Source organism: Streptomyces sp. NPDC047108, from assembly GCF_040643575.1.
Taxonomy (GTDB): Bacteria; Actinomycetota; Actinomycetes; order Streptomycetales; family Streptomycetaceae; genus Streptomyces.
In genome coordinates this window covers 60768-79049 of record NZ_JBEYUP010000028.1, presented here as the reverse complement: position 1 = coordinate 79049, position 18282 = coordinate 60768, and the positions used below count along the sequence as shown (strand labels likewise).

Sequence of the window (18282 nt, the reverse complement as noted above, 5' to 3'; positions counted from 1 at the left end):
TGGCACGCTGTTGAGTTCTCAAGGAACGGACGCTTCCTTCAAAACCGTCTCCGGTTTCTCCGGGCGCTTCCCTTCGGTGTTTCCAACCTTACCAGTCTTTTTCCGGCTTCCTGACCACGCATCTGCGGGCATGCAGAAACGGATCCGGAATGGGATCGAAAATGGTTGGGTTGCCACTCGCGCCTTGCATGCGGTGAAACCGCAGTGCCTCCGTCGCGAGCAGGGGTACGACAGTACAGGGCGCTCCGCGAGCGAAGCAAACTGATTACCCGCGCTGCGGCCGCACCGATCGCTTCCTTCCTATGACTTACGCTTCTGATCAGTACGTCGTCCGGGACTGACGTGGTGACGGCGCCTGATGAATCTCCACCTCTGGGAGGCTCCCATGACCACCGTGACGTCCCCGATCGCCGGGCGTGCCATCGGACTCGCGGCAGTGCCCGACCCCGTGTTCTCGGGGGCCATGGTGGGGCCCGGTACGGCGATCGATCCGGTGCGCGAGCCTCATACGGCCGTCTCTCCCGTCGACGGCGTCATCGTCTCCCTCCACGCACACGCCTTCGTCGTCGTCGACGGCGAGGGGCACGGTGTGCTGACCCACCTGGGCATCGACACCGTCCAGCTCAACGGTGAGGGGTTCGAACTCCTCGTCAGCAAGGGGGACACGGTCCGCCGCGGGGACGCCGTCGTGCGGTGGGACCCCGCCGCGGTCGAGGCCGCGGGGAAGTCCACCGTGTGCCCGGTTGTGGCGCTGGAGGCCGGCGCCGACACTCTCTCGGAGGTCGCCGAGGACGCCGACCTGAAGCCGGGCGACACTCTCTTCGTCTGGAACTGAGTCCCGCCCGCTGACGGGGAGTACGACATCCACGACGGCGGAGGCGATCCGCCGCATCGAACCGGAGACGGTGACATGGAAACAACGCTGCTAGGTGTCGGCGTGAGCCACGGCGTGGCGATCGGAGAAGTACGGCACATGGGCACGGCGGTGCTGGAGCCGCCGGCCAAGCAGATCCCCAAGGACGAGGCGCCGCGCGAGCAGGGCCGTGCGCGCCAGGCCGTGGAGGCCGTCGCCGCCGATCTGATGGCGCGGGGGAATCTGGCGGGCGGCGAGGCGCAGGCCGTGCTCGAGGCGCAGGCCATGATGGCGCAGGACCCGGAGCTGATGGCGGATGTCGAGCGCCGTATCGCCGTGGGGAGTACGGCGGAGCGCGCCGTGTACGACGCCTTCGCCGCGTACCGGGCGCTGCTCGCGGGCGCCGGTGAGTATCTGGCGGGCCGGGTCGCCGACCTGGACGACGTACGGAACCGCATCGTGGCCCGTCTGCTGGGTGTGCCGATGCCGGGCGTGCCGGACAGCGACGAGCCGTATGTGCTGATCGCGCGCGATCTGGCGCCGGCCGACACGGCGTTGCTGGACCCGACGCTGGTGCTCGGGTTCGTGACTGAGGAGGGCGGGCCCACGAGTCACAGCGCCATCCTCGCGCGGGCGCTGGGCGTGCCCGCGGTGGTCGCGCTGCCGGGCGCCGGTGAGCTGGCCGAGGGCACCGTGATCGCCGTGGACGGCAGCACCGGGGAGATCTTCGTGGAGCCGGGTGCGGACAAGCGGGCCGCGCTGGAGGCCGCGGCCGCGGAGCGGAAGGCGGCGCTGGCCGCGTCCACGGGCCCGGGCGCGACGTCCGACGGGCACAAGGTGCCGCTGCTGGCGAACGTCGGCGGTCCCGGGGACGTCCCGGCGGCGGTCGAGGCGGGCGCCGAGGGTGTGGGCCTGTTCCGCACGGAGTTCCTGTTCCTCGACGACAGCAAGAACGCTCCGTCGGAGGAGAAGCAGGTCGAGGCCTACCGTCAGGTGCTGGAGGCGTTCCCCGAAGGCCGGGTGGTCGTACGGGTGCTGGACGCGGGTGCGGACAAGCCGCTGGACTTCCTCACTCCGGCCGACGAGCCCAACCCGGCGCTGGGTGTGCGGGGTCTGCGGACGCTGCTGGACCACCCGGAGGTGCTGCGCACCCAGCTCACCGCGCTCGCCCGGGCCGCCGAGGGGCTGCCGGTCTATCTCGAGGTGATGGCGCCGATGGTGGCGGACCGGACGGACGCCAGGGCGTTCGCGGACGCGTGCCGTGAGGCGGGGCTGCAGGCGAAGTTCGGCGCGATGGTGGAGATTCCGTCGGCGGCGCTGCGGGCGCGTTCGATCCTGCAGGAGGTCGAGTTCCTGTCGCTGGGCACCAACGATCTGGCGCAGTACACCTTTGCCGCCGACCGTCAGGTCGGTGCGGTCTCCCGGTTGCAGGACCCGTGGCAGCCCGCGCTGCTCGACCTGGTGGCGGTCTCGGCGGAGGCGGCGAAGGCCGAGGGCAAGAGCTGTGGTGTCTGCGGTGAGGCCGCGTCGGATCCGCTGCTCGCCTGTGTGCTGACGGGTCTGGGCGTGACGAGTCTGTCGATGGGCGCCGCGTCCCTCCCCTATGTCCGGGCGACGCTCTCCAAGCACACGCTCGCCCAGTGTGAGCGCGCCGCCGCGGCGGCGCGGGCCGCCGACAGCGCGGACGAGGCGCGCCGGGCGGCGCAGGCGGTGCTGTCCGGCGAGTAGGGCCGGGGCTCCGGTCCAGGCATGCCCGTCTCGAGGTCATCGGTGGTGGCCGCCCCGCACGATGCGGGGCGGCCGTCGCCGTTTCCGCGGCTGCCGCCGACGTCACTGCTCCGGTACGGGAAGGGTCACCACTCTCCTTCCGGGGCGGGCAGTTCGATGCCGGGCCGGTAGTCGACGCCGTGCTCGGGCGGCACGAGGTCGCCCGTGTCGGCGTCCGTGCAGTACGCGGCGAAGACTTCCGCTTCGGTGAGCGGCCGCAGCCAGCGGTCGTGCAGGGTCCAGCCCCGTACGACATCGGGGGCGCGGTCGTCGCCGGGCGCGGCCGGGCGGTCGATCGGGCCCGGGGTGCTGCGGGCGACGATGCCGCCGCGGCTGCCGGTGGCGATGCCGGCGCCCAGCACCGAGCAGAACACCAGTGCCTCGGACTCCCGGAGATGGACCAACCCGTCCTCCCCGCACGCGGCGTGGAGCACCGCGACGAGGGAGGAGCCGTCGACGGCCACGCTGCACACCACGTGGTGCGTGCCCGGTCCGGACGCCTCGACGAGCTGGATCAGGGCCTGTGACGCGCGGACGTAAGCGGCCCTGCCCCGGTCCTCGCCGGTGTCCGGGTCACGGCCGGACGCCGCCAGCAGCTCGGTGGCGCGGTCGAGCGCCGCATGCCGCTCGGCCTCCCCGATCAGTGCGGGCACCAGCTGCTCGATGGGTTCTCCCGCATACGGCAGCGTGGCGCCGAGGCCCGCCACGTCGGCCGTGTACCGCGTGCGGCTGGCGGGGAGGTCCGGGTCGAGCCGGACCTCCGCACAGAACTCCGCGTACGCGTCGGGGTCGAAGAGCGCGACGGTGGTGTGCACGCCCTGTGACGACAGCGACCGCAGCAGATCCTCCATCTCCCGGAGGTAGACGGCATGGTCGTGGAAGGCGAAGGTCGCGTAGCGCCGCATGGCCGCGAAGTCCTTCCGGCCCGCCAGCAGCGCGACCGTGCTGGGTACTTCGCGGCGCAGTGCGTGCCGCGCGCTCGCCCGCCGGGCTTCCTTGTCTCCGCCGGTCTCGTGTGCGCCGGTTCCGTTGCGGTCCATGACTCCCCCTCGGTGCATGAGCTTCACGTGCTCACTCACCGTAATCAGGGGGTCTGACAACGGAGGGTGACGACGGTGCTCAGGCTCCGCCCGAGGAGCGGTCGCGGGCGATGCGCTCGTAGAACCGGAGCAGTTCCAGGTTGTCGACGGATCCGGGGTTGACGGCCTTGTCGAGGGGGGTGCCCTGGAGGAGCCGCTTGACGGGGACCTCGATGCGCTTGCCGGTCAGGGTGTGCGGGACGCCGGGGGCTTCGATGATGTCGTCGGGGACGTGGCGGGGCGAGAGCTGCTCGCGGATGGTGCGCTTGATGCGGTCGCGGAGGGCGTCGTCGAGGGTGGCGCCTTCGGCGAGGTGGACGAAGAGCGGCATCCAGTAGCCGCCGTCGGCCTGTTCGAGGCCGATGACGAGGGACTCGCGGATTTCGGGGAGGCGTTCCACGGCTTCGTAGATGTCGGCCGACCCCATGCGGACGCCCTGGCGGTTGAGGGTGGAGTCGGACCGGCCGTGGATGACGACGGTGCCGCGCGAGGTCAAGGTGATCCAGTCGCCGTGGCGCCAGGCGCCGGGGAACATCTCGAAGTAGCTGTCGCGGTAGCGGCTGCCGTCGGGGTCGTTCCAGAAGCGGATCGGCATGGACGGCATCGGGTTGGTGACGATCAGTTCGCCGACCTCGTCGGTGACGGGCTTGCCGTGCGGGTCCCACGCCTGGAGGTCCGTGCCGAGGCAGGCGGCCTGGAGTTCGCCGATGTGGACGGGGAGGGTGGGGACGGCGCCGGCGAAGCAGCTGCACACGTCGGTGCCGCCGCTGACGGAGGCGATCCACATGTCCTCGGCGACCTCGTCGTGGATCCAGCGGAAGCCGTCGGGCGGCAGGGGGGATCCGGTGGTGGCCACGCACCGTACGCGGGAGAGGTCGAAGTCGCGGCCCGGGTGCACCTCGGCCTTGCGGCAGGCCATCACGTAGGCCGCGGATGTGCCGTAGAACGTCGCCTCGGTGCGCTCGGCCACGCGCCACTGGGCGGCGGTGTCGGGGTAGCCGGGGCTGCCGTCGTAGAGGATCACGGTGGAGCCGACGAGCAGGCCGGAGACGAGGAAGTTCCACATCATCCAGCCGGTGGAGGTGTACCAGAAGAACCGGTCGCCGGGGCCGAGGTCGGTGTGGAGGCCGAGCTGCTTGAGGTGTTCGAGGAGGATGCCGCCCTGGGACTGGACGATCGCCTTGGGCAGGCCGGTGGTGCCGGAGGAGTAGAGCACCCAGAGGGGGTGATCGAACGGCACCTGCTCGAAGACCGGTTCGGCATCGGAAGCGACCAGTTCGGACCAGTCCAGGGCGCCTTCGGGGGCGGGGGTGCCGAGTAGCGGGATGTGTACGAAGGCGCGCACGGTCGGCAGTTCGCGGCGCAGTTCGGCGACGGTGTCCGCGCGGTCGTGCTGCTTGCCGCCGTAGCGGTAGCCGTCGACGGCGAAGAGGACGACCGGCTCGACCTGCTGGAAGCGGTCGAGGACGCTGCGGGCGCCGAAGTCGGGGGCGCAGGAGGTCCAGACGGCGCCGACGGCCGCGGTGGCGAGCAGGGCGACGACGGACTCGGGGACGTTGGGGAGATAGCCGCTGACGCGGTCGCCCGGGCGGACGCCCAGGCGGCGCAGCTCGGCGGCGAGCGATCCGACCTGGCGGCGCAGCTCGGCCCAGCTGACCGGCCGCGGCTCGTGGGTCTCGTCGACGTGCAGGAGTGCGGCCTCGTCCGCCCGCTCGGGGTCCTCGCCCGCGCGCAGGGCGTGCTCGGCGTAGTTGAGGCGGGCGCCGGGGAACCAGCGGGCGCCGGGCATCGCGGTCTCGCCGAGCACCCGCTCGTAGGGGGTGGAGAAGCGGACGTCGAACCAGTCGGCGGTGGCCTGCCAGAAGCGCTCCAGCTCGTCGACCGACCAGCGGTGCAGGGCGGCGTAGCTCGCGGCGGGGTCTCCGGGCACCGCGCGGGGCGCGCCGTACCGTTCGGCGGCCCACTCCTGGAAGCGGGTGACCTGCGCGCCGGCGATGCGGTCGGCGGAGGGCCGCCAGAGCGGCTGCGGTCCGGCGGGCGTCGGTGCGGTGTTCCCTGCGGTCATGACTCGGCTCCCGGGCTGTACGCGTCTCGTGCGTCGCGTCGTGGTCGTCGCGTGGTGCTGCTGCTGGTGTGCTGCTCGTGTCGTGCGGGCGCCGCGAGGTGTGCGGCGCGGTCCCGGTCCGGGCAGGGGTGTGCCGGAACCGGGGACTGTGCAGGACGATGCCATGTGATCGACTCCCGCACCAGGGCGACCGCCCCATGACGCGCGTCCGGGACATGTGGCGGGGCCACGGGTGAACGGCAGTTGAACGCGCTTCGTCCGCTCCGCCGCCAGTGGCAGGCTGAGCAGCATGGATGTGCGTGATCTGGTGCGGTCGCTGAAGGTGGTCGGGACGGCGCAGGGCAGGCGTACGGTGCGGGCCGCCTGGCGGAGACAGCGCGCCGACGCCACCGCCCTGCCCCGGCGGGGCCGGGAGCGTGCCCGTGTCCCGGGGCCGGCGCAGGGCGCGGAGGCGTGCCCGGGGGGCGGTGTGGTGCGGTTCGCGCGGTCCTCCCTGCGCATCCGGGTGTCCGGGGGCGGTGTGGTCTTCTGCGGCTGGGACGGCGCGGAGCCCGAGCCGTCGTACGCGCTGGAGCACGGCAGTCCCGGCGCGGACCCGCGTGCCGTCCTCGAGCCGGACAAGGACGGCGGCTGGCGGGTGGTCTCCGAGCGGGTGACGGTGGCGGTGTCCCGGCACGGGGCGGTCGAGATCCGTACGCCGGGCGGCGTGGTGCTGCGGCGCGACCTGCCGCCGCGCTGGTGGGAGCCGGTGGAGGCGGAGAGGGACGGGCCGCGCTGGGTGCAGCGTTCGGAGGTGCCGGCGGACGCGCGCTTCTTCGGGCTGGGCGGGCGGGCCGCGGGTCCGAGGCTGCGCGACGGCTCGTACCGGCTCTGGAACACCGACCCCGAGGCCGGGTTCGAACCGGGTGAGGACCCGCTGTACGTATGCATGCCGGTGCTCATGGTCGTGGCGGACGCGGGCACGCACCTCGTCTTCCATGACAACTCCTGGGACGGCCGGGTGCGGCTGACCGAGGGCGAGGAGGGGCGTGGCTCGGGGCATGACCGGCCGGGCGGCTGCGAACTGCGCGTGGACGGCGGCCCGTTGCGCTCCTGGACGATCGTCGGCACGCCCGCGCGTGTCCTGCGCGGCTGGGCGTCCCTGACCGGCGCGCCCGCAGCCCCGCCGCGCTGGGCACTGGGCCACCATCACGCGCGCTGGGGGTTCGGCAGCGCGGACGAGGTGCGCCGGATCGCCGCCGGGTACCAGGAGCGCGGCCTTCCGCTGTCCGCGCTGCACCTCGACATCGACCACCTGGACGGCCACCGGGTCTTCACCGTGGACACCGACCGCTTCCCCGATCTGCCGGCGCTGGCCGGGGAGTTGCGCCGGGACGGGATCCGGCTGGTGTCGATCGTCGACCCCGCGGTGAAGGCGGAGCCGGGGAACGCGGTGTACGACAGCGGGGCGGCGACCGGGGCCTTCGTACGGGACGCGCGGGGGCGAGAGGTGCGCGGCGAGGTGTGGCCCGGCGAGTCCGTGTACCCGGACTTCACCGACCCGCAGGTCCGCAAATGGTGGGGCGGGCTGTACGCGGAGCGGCTCGCGCAGGGCTTCTCGGGCATGTGGCACGACATGAACGAGCCGGTGTCCTTCGCGGCCTTCGGCGATCCGACGCTGCCGCGCTCGGCCCGGCACGCCCTCGAGGGCCGGGGTGGCGACCACCGCGAGGCGCACAACGTCTATGCCCTCGCCATGGCCCGGGCGGGGTACGAGGGTCTGGCCGAACTGCGCCCGGAGGAGCGGCCGTTCCTCTTCTCCCGCTCGGGGTGGGCGGGGATGCAGCGGTACGGCGGCTCGTGGTCGGGCGATGTGGCGTCGAGCTGGCCGGGGTTGCGGGCGTCGCTGGCGCTGGTGCTGGGGCTCGGGCTGAGCGGGGTGCCGTACTCGGGTCCTGACGTCGGCGGGTTCACGGGTTCGCCGTCGCCCGAGCTGTATCTGCGCTGGTTCCAGATGGCGGCGTGGCTCCCGCTGTTCCGTACGCACTCGGCGATCTTCGCGGGCCGGCGGGAACCGTGGGAGTTCGGGCCCGAAGTGCTGCGGCACGCGCGGGCGGCGCTGGCCGAGCGGGAGCGGTTCATGCCGTATTTCGTCACGCTCGCGCACGTGGCCCACCGGACGGGGGCGCCGTATGTGCGCCCCGTGTGGTGGAACGCCCCGGAGGACCGGGCGCTGCGCGACTGCGAGGACGCCTTCCTGCTGGGCGAAGGGCTGTTGGTGGCACCGGTCATGGAACCGGACGCGACGCGGCGGACGGTACGGCTGCCGCGGGGGCTCTGGTACGACACGGCGACCGGTGAGGCGCACCGGGGGCCTGGACAGGTGACCGTCGGGGCGCCCCTGTCGCGGATTCCGGTCCTGGCGCGGGCGGGGGCGGTCCTGCCGGTGGCGGGCGACAGCGGCGAGACGGAACTGGAGGTGTGGACTCCGGCGGCGGGCCGCAGAGGCGGCGGGCTCGTCGCGGCCGGCACGGGCGACGGCTGGGAGCGGGCGCGGCTGGAGCGGTTCACCTCACGGGTGGTGGACGACCGGGTGGTCGTCGAGCGGGACGGCGGCGGGGAGCCGGAGTACGCGGTACGGGTGCGGGGCGCGGCGGGGTGACGCTTGGCGGGTGCCGGGGTCCCGGGGTCCCGGGGTCCCGGGGTGCCCGGGTGCCGGGGTGCCGAGGTGCCGAGGTGCCGGGGTGCCCTGGTGTCAGTGCTGGCGGGTGGCGCGGGCGGCGGGGCGTCCGTCAGCCGTGGTGCGCCCGCCAGCCTTGGCGGGTGGCGCGTGGACGCCCGGCTCGCGTCAGCCGTTGCGTCGGCGCGTGGACGCCCGGCTCGCGTCAGCCGCGGCGGCCCGCGAACCAGGCGCCCGCCGCCTCCGTGTGGAGCGGGAAGGCGAGTTCGGCGGCAGCGTCGAGAGTCTCCCAGCCCTCCGTCTCGTCCGTCGGCGCGGAGGGCGGCAGGTCGTCGGCCCGGCGCTCGGGCAGGAGGCCGAAGACCAGCAGATGGCCGCCGGGCGAGCTGAGCACATCGGCCAGGCGGACCTCCGACGCGTCCGCCACGATGCGGGTCTCCTCGCGCAGTTCGCGGACGACGGCGTCCCGCCAGTCCTCGCCGTGGTCGATGAAGCCGCCGGGCAGGGCAAGTCGGCCACGCTGGGGCTCGATCGTGCGGCGTACGACGACGAGGCCCGGACGGCCGTCGCCGCGAACGGGCTGCAGGGCGACGGCGACGGGCAGCGGGTTGCGGTAGACCACGCCACCGCAGGCCGGGCACTGCCGCGGCCAGCCCGCGTCGGGCGGGTAGGCGGCGCCGCAGTACGAACAGTGGGCGTGAAGGCGTGGTTCGGGCACGGCCGGACTGTATCCAACTCCTCGTCCGTCTTGGGGCGTTACGGCGCGGACGCCCGTACTCCGTGAGTGCCCGTGCACCGCATCCGCCGCCCACGGCGCTTCCCCCGCGGGCATGCGAGATGGTAGATCCCTGGGCATGCCACGCATCCCCGCCGTACTCCGCGCCGTCGCCCTGTCCGCCGCCGCCCTGGCCGTCGTCACCGCCGCTCCTCCGGCCGCCGAGGCGAAGCCCGAACCGAAGGCCCCCAAGGCCTTCGTGGCGCTGCGCGACGTCGACCCGACGATCCTGCAGGAGATCCGCTACGCCACCCCGCACACCTTCGTCGGCGAGCGGATCGACGGCTACCGCCGTCCTCTGTGCATCCTCACCTCGCCCGCCGCCAAGGCACTGCACCGGGCGCAGAAGAAGCTCCTGCGACAGGGCTACACACTGAAGGTGTACGACTGCTACCGGCCGCAGCGAGCCGTCGATCACTTCGTCGCCTGGGCGAAGGACCTCGACGACCAGTCCATGAAGGCGGAGTTCTATCCCCGGGTCGACAAGTCGCGTCTGTTCGAGGACGGTTACATCGCCGAGAAGTCCGGCCACAGCCGCGGCAGCACGCTGGACGTGACGCTCGTGAAGCTCCCTGCCGGACCCACCCGCCCCTACGAGCCGGGCGAACCCCTCCTCCCCTGCTACGCGCCGCGGGACGAGCGCTTCCCCGACAACTCCGTCGACATGGGCACGGGCTACGACTGCTTCGACACGCTCTCCCACACCATGGATCCCCGTATCACGGGCGAACAGCGCGCGAACCGCATGCTGCTCAAGAACACCCTGGAGGGCGTGGGCTTCGCCAATCTGCCCGAGGAGTGGTGGCACTTCACGCACAAGCCGGAGCTGTTCCCGGACACGTACTTCGATTTTCCGGTGTCACGGCGGTCCCTCACCCATCACTGATCGGCACGCGCACCAGGAGTTTCCCCACGCACCCACCGCACCACTCCGGGCGGCCGACCGCCGGCGTCATCATGAGCACGGCTCGCCGGGGACACCGCGCGCCGGGGCAGCCCAAGGGCCCTCCGCTCCTCGAAGCAGCGAAGGGCCCTTACCTCTGTGCGGGGCCAGAACAATGCAGTCCCCGGTAGTCCGTCCCGATGCCCCGAGTCCCGGTCGTCGCCGTGGGCTCCGGGATCGAGAGGATCTGCCGGGGGCCTAGCCAGAGCCGACAAGTGGGTCACTCGGGCCGGAGGACGTCTCCTCCGACGGTGCGGCTCTCTCCGGTTTTCTGGTGTATTCAGGATTTTCCTCCTTATTCGACGGGAGTCAAGGCCCTCCTTCTCCGCGGACGGCATGGGCCTCACGACCGGCACACGCCTACTCGCCTGCCGCCCCTTTCCGCAGGCCGGACCCCTGCACCAGCCCTGCCCGGCGCCCGCCGCACGTCCGTCGAGGAGCGGTCTCGCCCGGCCCCGCTCCCTGCACTACCGTGCGGACATGACACAACGGACGTTCGATACGTACGAGGACTTCTGGCCGTACTACGTGGCCATGCACTCCCGGGCCGCCACGCGCTGGATCCACCTGACCGGCACGCTCTCGGGGCTCGCGGTGAGCGCCTACGGCCTGTTCAGCGGACGTCGGCGCTATCTGCTGGGGCTGCCCCTGATCGGCTACGGCACGGCCTGGCCCGCGCACTTCCTGATCGAGAAGAACAACCCGGCCACCTTCGGCCACCCCGCCTGGTCGCTCCGCGGCGACGCGCAGATGATCCGGATGATGCTCGCCGGGCGGGACGCCGAGCTGGCGGAGATCGCGGCCAAGTGGCTCGCCGAGAACGGCCGATTGAGCGGCGGCTGAGCAGCGGCCGAGTGGTACCCGAGCAGCGGCCGGGTGGTGCCTGAGCAGCGGCCGATCAAATCCCCGCACCGTCGTGCGGTCCGCCGCGCGCCGTTTCTCCACGCCGTCCGTCCCGCCCCGGCGCAGGATTCCTCTCCCGGGCTCCCCATGGCACACTTCTGACGATCCGTCAGTTGAGTCCGGGAGGTCTCGTGGCACGCGCTCGTACGCCCGTGGTGACCGGCTGGTTCAGGGAGGACGCGGACGGCTTCCGGCTCCTCGGCACCCGGTGCGCCGCCTGCACCGCCGTCTTCTTCCCCCGCGAGGACCACTTCTGCCGCAATCCCGCCTGCGCGGGCAGCGAGTTGACCGAGGTGACGCTCTCCCCGCGCGGCAGAGTCTGGTCGTACACCGACGGCCGCTACCGGCCACCCGCGCCGTACGTCTCCGATCCCGGCCGGGAGTGGGAGCCGTACACGCTCGTCGCGGTCGAGCTGGAGGCGGAGCGCATGATCGTGCTCGGGCAGGCCGTTCCCGGTGTCACGGTCGACGACCTCGCGGTCGGCATGGAGGTCGAGGTCGTGCCCGGTGTCCTCGACGAGGACGAGGAACACGTACGGACCACCTGGCACTGGCGCCCCGTACGCCCCGCGACCGACGACGCGCCGACGCGACCCGCGGCGGATCGCGAGAGGGGTCGGCACTCATGACCGGCGACGTGGCGGTGCTCGGCGCCGGAATGCGTCCGTGGGGCAAGTGGGGCCACAGCTTCGTCCGTTACGGAACGCTGGCCGCCCGCGCGGCGCTCGCGGACGCCGGGATCGACTGGGCGGACGTGCAGTCGGTGGTCGGCGCGAACACCGTGCGCGGCGGCTACCCCGGCCATGTCGCCGGCGCGACCTTCGCCCAGGCCCTCGGCTGGCAGGGCTCGCGGGTCACCAGCGTCTACGCGGCCTGCGCCTCGGGCGCCCAGGCCATCAACACGGCCCGCGCACAGATCCTTTCGGGCCTGGCCGACGTGGTCCTGGTCGTCGGCGCGGACGCCGCGCCCAAGGGGTTCTTCGCCCCGGCGGGCGGCGACCGGCCCGACGATCCCGACTGGCTGCGGTTCCGCGTGCTCGGCGCCACGAACCCCACGTACTTCGCGCTCTACGCCCGCCGCCGGATGGCCCTCTACGGCGACACACCCGACGACTTCGCCCGGGTCAAGGTGAAGAACGCCGCGGCGGGGGCGCTCAACCCCAACGCCCGCTACCGCAAGGCCGTCAGCGCCGAGGACGTCGCCGCCTCCGCCGTCGTCGCCGACCCCCTGCGCCTTCTGGACATCTGCGCGACCTCGGACGGGGCCGCGGCCCTGGTGCTCAGCGGCATGGACTTCGCGCGGCGCCACGGGGCCGCGGACCCGGTCCGCATCCGGGCCGTCTCGACCGTGAGCCCCGCCTACCCGCGGACCGTGCCGGACCTCCCCGACATCGCCACCGACTCCGCGGCCGCCGTCGGCCCCGCGCCCGTCGCCTTCCGGGAATCGATCGCCCGGGCCGCGTACGAGGAGTCGGGGACCGGCCCCGAGGACCTGTCCCTCGCGGAGGTCTACGACCTGTCCACGGCGCTGGAGCTGGAGTGGTACGAGGACCTGGGCCTGTGCGCGGCGGGCGAGGGCGCCGAGCTGCTGCGGGACGGGGCGACGGCCCTCGGCGGGCGCGTGCCCGTCAACACCAGCGGCGGACTCGCCTCGTTCGGGGAAGCGGTCCCGGCCCAGGCCATCGCCCAGGTCTGCGAGCTGACCTGGCAGTTGCGGGGCACGGCGGGTGACAGGCAGGTCCCGGGAGCGCGGGTCGGCATCACCGCGAACCAGGGGCTGTTCGGACACGGTTCGGCCGTCGTCGCCGTCCGCTGAGGCACCGGAGCCGAACCGCACGGGCACTGCGCACGGGCCCGCTCCTGCGCGAAGCGGGCCGTACGGGTGCCCGTTCGGGCGTCCGTACGCTCCGGAAACCGCCATGAACTGTGCGTGAAATGACCTGGTGCAGACGGGAGTTGTCGACATGATGCTGATGTGAGCTCCTGGTCGGACCAGCTTCGCTTCGCCTTCCAGCCCGTCGTGAATCTGACGACCGGGTCGGTGGCTGCCTTGGAGTTGCTCGCACGCCCCGAGCGGAGCGAGGTCCTGGCGGCGGCCCGCGGCAGCTCCGACCTCGACGGCGAACTCGCCGCGCTCGCCGTCCTGTCGGCCGCGCGCCGCGAGGCGCTGCTGCCGCTGCACGTGAAGGTGGGCGCGGCGACGGTGGCGGACCTCGGGGGGCTCGCGTCCCTGGGCAAGGCGGTGCACGGCGTCGGTCGCCGCCCCTGGGAGGTGACGGTCGCCCTCGGGGCGCCGTTCACGCATGTACCTCGCCGGGCGCTGCTGGAGGCGGTCGGGCGGCTGCGCGGTGAGGGCTTCCGGATCTGTGCGACCGTCGGCGACGGGGACGTTCCGCTACGGCTGCTGGCGACCCTGGCACCGGATCTGGTCAAGATCGACGCGTCGGTGGTGGCGCGATTACCGGAGGACCGGGGGTGCCGTGCAGTCGTCGCCGGACTGCGGCGGTTCTGCGACGGTACGGGCGGGCGGCTGGCGGTCGCGGGTGTGAGGACCGAGCAGCAGCGTGCCGCGGCGCGGGAGGCGGGGGCGCAGCTCGCGCAGGGCGACCTGTTCGCGCCGCCCTCCCCCACACCGGTCGCCGATGTGCGCCGCCCCGCCGCTCCCCCCGCCGTGCAGGCCGAGCCACCAGGGTTCAGTGACGCGCCGGGAGTGACCGGTCCCGCCGGAACCGGCAACCCGCAGGGAGCCGCGGACCCGGCGGAAGCTGACGGGCTGTCGCTCGCGGACGGGCCGCTCGTGGCGGACTTCCTGCAACCCGCCGCCCTGCTCCCGGACGCGGCGTCCGCCGAGCAGGTCCAGGCCCTTCTCACCGGCTCGCCCAGGGAGTCCGGTGTGGTGCTCGTCGACGCGGACGGGGTGCCCGTACGCACGGTGGACCGGAACCGCTTCCTGCTGTCGCTCTCGGGGCTGGACGGTCAGGCTCCGTACGCGGACGGACCCGCGGCCCGTCCTGCCGAACCGCCGCGCACGGTGGGCCTGCACGCCACCGCGTGGGAGGTTCTGGGCGTCGTCGCCACGGACGCGCGCAGCCGCACGGCGGACGATGTGGCGGTCGTCGACGACCGGGGCCGCTGCGTCGGCGTGGTGCACCTGGCCGACATCCTGCGGGCGCTCGCCGGGAGCCGGACGGGGGCCGCGACCGGCCTCAACCCCCTGACCCTCCTTCCGGGTCCGGACGCGATCACCGCCGAGGTGGACCGGCGCATCGGGGCGGGTGAGGAGTTCGCGCTGAGCCGGCTGGACGTGGACGGCTTCACCCGGGTCAACGACGTGGCCGGGTTCGCGGCCGGGGACGAGCTGATCCGGTCGGCGGGCCGTACGCTCGCCGGAGCGGCGGCCACTCGCCCGGAGACGCGCGTGGGCCACCTCGGCGGCGACGACTTCGTCCTGCTCACCGGGCCCGAGGAGCTCGACGGGATGGCCTCGGTGGTCCTCGACACCCCCTGGTCGGCGGGCGGTCTGTCCGTCACGATGTCGCTCGCGACCGTGCTGTGCGCGCCGGGCAGCGTGACGGGGCACGGGCATGCCGCGGTCTGTCTCGCACCGCTGCGGCAGACAGCCAAGGCGCTGCTCGGGGCCAGTTGGGTGCTCGGGCGCCCGCGGGAGGCGTGGTACGAGGTGCGGCGGGGCGCGGATCCGCGCGCCCCCGGCGACGGAACGCAGCCGTCGCCGCCCCCGGGGGTCCCCGCCACGGGGTGACTTCGTGCTCAACTCCCGTAGGCACAAAGGGAGTTGTGGATCCGGGCTGCTGCTCACGCCGTACGGGCGTTCGCGTGCGCGCCGGAGCGTGCGCCGTGTCCGGCACGGGTGCTGTCGGCCACCTTGACGCCCCTACAGCGCCGGTGAACACTTCCGGATGTCAGTCGGCATCGCCGTACGCCGGCCGTCGGCTCCGGTGGCCGTCGGGCCCGTTCCCATGGGCGATTCCGCTGAGTTGGCACGCTCGTCGCGGACGCCGGGCGGGGCTCGGGCGCCCCTGCCGCAGGCTCTCCGCCGGCACGGGAAACACACACCCGCACGGAGGACCGGGGCGCCACACACCCCGGGCGAGGGACTGGGAGCCGCAATGGAATTCTCCAACGGAGACATAATCGTCGGTGAGATCATCGGCACCGCGATCCTGATCCTGTTCGGCGCAGGCGTCTGCGCCGCTGTCACGCTCAACCATTCGAAGGCCAAGGCCGCCGGATGGATCGTCATCGCCTTCGGCTGGGGTTTCGGCGTCATGGCCGGTGCCTACACCGCGGCCCCGCTCTCCGGAGCGCACCTCAACCCCGCCGTGACGGTCGGTATCGCGACCGACAGCGGCGAATGGGGCAAGGTCCCGTACTACATCCTCGGCCAGTTGGTCGGCGCGGCACTCGGGGCGGCGCTCACCTGGCTCACGTACATGGCGCAGTTCCGCGCCAACGACCAGCCCACGCTCGGGATCTTCTCGACCGTCCCGGAGATCCGGAACCCGGTCGCCAATCTCCTCACCGAGATCATCGCGACCATCGCCCTGGTGCTGCCGCTCCTGACCTTCGGCCTCAACAAGGGCCTCGGCGACTCCGGCACCACGATCCTCGTCGTGTCCTTCCTCGTCGTCGGCATCGGGCTCTCGCTCGGCGGCCCCACGGGATACGCCATCAACCCGGCCCGCGACCTCGGCCCCCGCCTCGTCCACGCGGTCCTGCCCATTCCGCGCAAGGGCACCTCGGACTGGGGGTACTCATGGGTGCCGGTGGCGGGCCCGCTCATCGGCGGGGTACTGGCCGGCGTGATCTTCAACCTGACGTTCTGAAGCCGGAGTCGGGACCCGCGCACCGCTACGGATCCGCGCGCCGCACAGGATCCGCGCGGCGCACGGCGTCCGCGCCGCACGCCAGGATCCGCACCACGCGTCGGGACCCGGGCGGCGCACCGGGTCCCGCGCCGTTCCAGCACAGCATTCCCAGCCTCGCAGTCAGGAGACGTTCATGACGGAGACGTACGTCGCCGCGATCGACCAGGGCACCACGTCCAGCCGCTGCATCATCTTCGATCAGGGCGGCGCGATCGTCGCCGTCGACCAGCGCGAGCACCGGCAGATCTTCCCGAAGCCCGGCTGGGTCGAGCACGACGCGACCGAGATCTGGTCCAAGGTGCAGGCGGTCGTCGCGGGCGCCCTCGCCAACGCGGGCCTGCGCGCGGACCAGTTGAGCGCGCTGGGCATCACCAACCAGCGCGAGACGACCGTGCTGTGGGACCGGAAGACCGGGAAGCCGGTGCACAACGCCGTCGTCTGGCAGGACACCAGGACGGCGGCGCTGTGCAACGAACTCGGCGGCGCGGACGGCCAGGACCGCTTCCGCGACGCCACGGGCCTGCCGCTGGCCAGCTACTTTTCAGGTCCGAAGGCCGCCTGGCTGCTCGACAACGTGCCGGGCCTGCGCGCACGGGCCGAGAACGGCGACATCGCGTTCGGGACCATCGACTCCTGGCTCATCTGGAACCTCACCGGCGGCACGGACGGCGGCGTGCACGTCACCGACGTCACCAACGCCGGCCGCACGATGCTGATGAACCTGGAGACCCTGCAGTGGGATCCGGCCATCCTCGCCGCGATGAACGTGCCCGAGGCGGTCCTGCCCGAGATCCGCTCCTCCGCCGAGGTGTACGGCACGGCCGTCGGCCAGCTTGCGGGCGTGCCGGTGGCGTCCGCGCTGGGCGACCAGCAGGCGGCCGTCTTCGGCCAGACCTGCTACGGGGTGGGCGAGGCCAAGAACACGTACGGCACGGGCAGTTTCCTGCTGCTCAACACCGGCAACCGGCCCGTCCCGTCCAAGAACGGGCTGCTGACGACCATGGGGTACCAACTCGGCGGCGAGCGGCCGGTGTACTGCCTCGAGGGCGCCATCGCGATCACGGGCGCCCTGGTGCAGTGGTTCCGCGACCAGCTCGGCATCATCAGCGCCGCGGAGGAGATCGAGACGCTGGCGGCGAGTGTCGAGGACAACGGCGGCGCCTACATCGTCCCGGCCTTCTCGGGCCTGTTCGCGCCCTACTGGCGCTCCGACGCCCGTGGTGTGGTCACCGGCCTGACCCGCTACGTCACCAAGGCGCATCTGGCGCGCGCCGTCCTGGAGGCGACGAGCTGGCAGACGCGCGAGGTCGTGGACGCGATGTACCAGGACTCGGGTGTGCAGATCACGACCCTGAAGGTCGACGGCGGCATGACCGCCAACAACCTTCTGATGCAGCATCAGGCGGACGTGCTGGGCGTGCCCGTCATCCGGCCGGTGATCTCCGAGACGACGTGTCTGGGCGCGGCGTACGCGGCCGGACTCGCCACGGGGGTCTGGCAGGACCTGGACGAGCTGACGACGCACTGGAAGCGCGACCAGCAGTGGGAGCCGCGCATGGAGGCGCAGGCGCGCGAGCGCGAATACGGGAACTGGCGCAAGGCGGTCGAGCGCAGCTTCGGCTGGCTGGACGAGGACGGGGCGTAGCCGACCGTCGGCGGTCTCCGGCGGGCCGTCCGAAGTGAGGGCGGTCCGCCGGGGCCCCGGTTTTCGGGTGCCTCTCCGTCCCCGGACGGGCCGTCAGGTGGCCGCGGGCTGGGGGTGGGCGATGCCGGTCTCCAGGGCGTGCTGGACGACCGAGATCAGCACCTGCTTCGCCGACTCCCTCTCCCGCGCGTCGCACAGCACGACCGGCACGCCGGGGTCCAGGTCGAGCGCGTCCCGGACGGTGTCCGGCGCGTAACGCTGCGCCCCCTCGAAGCAGTTGACGGCGACCGTGAAGGGGATGCCGCGCTGCTCGAAGTAGTCGACGGCGGCGAAGCAGTTGCCGAGGCGACGGGTGTCCGCGAGCACGACGGCGCCCAGCGCTCCCCGCGCCAACTCGTCCCACAGGAACCAGAATCGGTCCTGACCCGGTGTGCCGAAGAGATACAGCACCAGGTCGTCACGGAGGGAGATCCGGCCGAAGTCCATGGCCACGGTGGTCGTGGTCTTGGTCTCCACCCCGTCGAGCGAGTCCACGGGGCGGCCCGCCTCCGTGAGCAGTTCCTCGGTGCGCAGCGGCTTGATCTCACTGACCGCGCCGACGAGGGTCGTCTTGCCGACTCCGAAGCCGCCTGCCACCAGGATCTTGAGGGTCACCGGTTCGGCAGGAGGCTTGCGGCGCCGTTCGGAGCGCCCGAAGGCCATGGCTC

At 72.7% G+C, this 18282-nt stretch carries 15 protein-coding genes; 11 read left to right on the top strand and 4 right to left on the bottom strand.

The features are described from left to right. From ABZ822_RS31025 to ptsP, 3 genes are all read left to right on the top strand, one after another. Window positions 1-265, top strand: a 265-nt coding sequence (locus ABZ822_RS31025; protein WP_360861493.1) for a hypothetical protein, incomplete at its 5' end; no start/stop codon positions are given. 120 nt (window positions 266-385) lie between these two features. After that, window positions 386-835, top strand: coding sequence for a PTS glucose transporter subunit IIA (locus ABZ822_RS31020; protein WP_360861491.1), 450 nt, complete (start codon window positions 386-388; stop codon window positions 833-835). A gap of 75 nt (window positions 836-910) precedes the next feature. Beyond that, window positions 911-2581 carry a phosphoenolpyruvate--protein phosphotransferase gene (gene ptsP, locus ABZ822_RS31015; RefSeq protein ID WP_360861489.1) on the top strand — a complete coding sequence of 557 codons (1671 nt, stop codon included), beginning with the start codon at window positions 911-913 and terminating at the stop codon, window positions 2579-2581. 125 nt (window positions 2582-2706) lie between these two features. Here ptsP and ABZ822_RS31010 read toward each other — a convergent pair whose 3' ends face one another. Both ABZ822_RS31010 and ABZ822_RS31005 read right to left on the bottom strand, forming a co-directional pair. Continuing rightward, window positions 2707-3660, bottom strand: coding sequence for a hypothetical protein (locus tag ABZ822_RS31010; RefSeq protein ID WP_360861486.1), 954 nt, complete (start codon window positions 3658-3660; stop codon window positions 2707-2709). A gap of 79 nt (window positions 3661-3739) precedes the next feature. Beyond that, window positions 3740-5764 carry an acetoacetate--CoA ligase gene (locus tag ABZ822_RS31005; RefSeq protein ID WP_360861484.1) on the bottom strand — a complete coding sequence of 675 codons (2025 nt, stop codon included), beginning with the start codon at window positions 5762-5764 and terminating at the stop codon, window positions 3740-3742. Between the two features lie 289 nt (window positions 5765-6053). Here ABZ822_RS31005 and ABZ822_RS31000 point away from each other — a divergent pair, with 289 nt between their 5' ends. Continuing rightward, window positions 6054-8405, top strand: a complete 2352-nt coding sequence (locus ABZ822_RS31000) for a glycoside hydrolase family 31 protein (protein WP_360861482.1) — start codon at window positions 6054-6056, stop codon at window positions 8403-8405. A gap of 223 nt (window positions 8406-8628) precedes the next feature. On the opposite strand, the gene ABZ822_RS30995 is transcribed toward ABZ822_RS31000, so the two are convergent. Further along, the gene (locus ABZ822_RS30995; RefSeq protein ID WP_360861480.1) at window positions 8629-9141 is read right to left on the bottom strand and encodes an NUDIX domain-containing protein; all 513 of its coding nucleotides are present in this window, start codon (window positions 9139-9141) and stop codon (window positions 8629-8631) included. 136 nt (window positions 9142-9277) lie between these two features. Between ABZ822_RS30995 and ABZ822_RS30990 the strand changes: the two genes are divergently transcribed. From ABZ822_RS30990 to glpK, 7 genes are all read left to right on the top strand, one after another. Continuing rightward, window positions 9278-10084 (top strand): M15 family metallopeptidase, encoded by an 807-nt coding sequence (locus ABZ822_RS30990; RefSeq protein ID WP_360861478.1) that lies wholly within the window; start codon window positions 9278-9280, stop codon window positions 10082-10084. A gap of 537 nt (window positions 10085-10621) precedes the next feature. Further along, window positions 10622-10984, top strand: coding sequence for a DUF962 domain-containing protein (locus ABZ822_RS30985; protein ID WP_360861476.1), 363 nt, complete (start codon window positions 10622-10624; stop codon window positions 10982-10984). A 191-nt stretch (window positions 10985-11175) separates the two neighbouring features. After that, the gene (locus ABZ822_RS30980) at window positions 11176-11673 is read left to right on the top strand and encodes a zinc ribbon domain-containing protein (protein WP_360861474.1); all 498 of its coding nucleotides are present in this window, start codon (window positions 11176-11178) and stop codon (window positions 11671-11673) included. Then, entirely contained in the window at window positions 11670-12860 is a 1191-nt protein-coding gene (locus ABZ822_RS30975; protein WP_360861472.1) for a lipid-transfer protein, read from the top strand. Before ABZ822_RS30980 ends, ABZ822_RS30975 begins: the two co-directional genes overlap by 4 nt. A gap of 159 nt (window positions 12861-13019) precedes the next feature. Next, window positions 13020-14804, top strand: a complete 1785-nt coding sequence (locus tag ABZ822_RS30970; protein ID WP_360861470.1) for an EAL domain-containing protein — start codon at window positions 13020-13022, stop codon at window positions 14802-14804. A gap of 367 nt (window positions 14805-15171) precedes the next feature. Further along, entirely contained in the window at window positions 15172-15888 is a 717-nt protein-coding gene (locus tag ABZ822_RS30965; RefSeq protein WP_360861468.1) for an MIP/aquaporin family protein, read from the top strand. A 175-nt stretch (window positions 15889-16063) separates the two neighbouring features. Further along, window positions 16064-17575 carry a glycerol kinase GlpK gene (gene glpK / locus ABZ822_RS30960; protein ID WP_360861466.1) on the top strand — a complete coding sequence of 504 codons (1512 nt, stop codon included), beginning with the start codon at window positions 16064-16066 and terminating at the stop codon, window positions 17573-17575. A gap of 93 nt (window positions 17576-17668) precedes the next feature. Here the strand turns inward: glpK and ABZ822_RS30955 are convergent, their stop codons facing one another. Further along, the gene (locus ABZ822_RS30955) at window positions 17669-18277 is read right to left on the bottom strand and encodes an ATP/GTP-binding protein (RefSeq protein WP_360861464.1); all 609 of its coding nucleotides are present in this window, start codon (window positions 18275-18277) and stop codon (window positions 17669-17671) included. Between the last annotated feature and the right edge of the window lie 5 nt (window positions 18278-18282).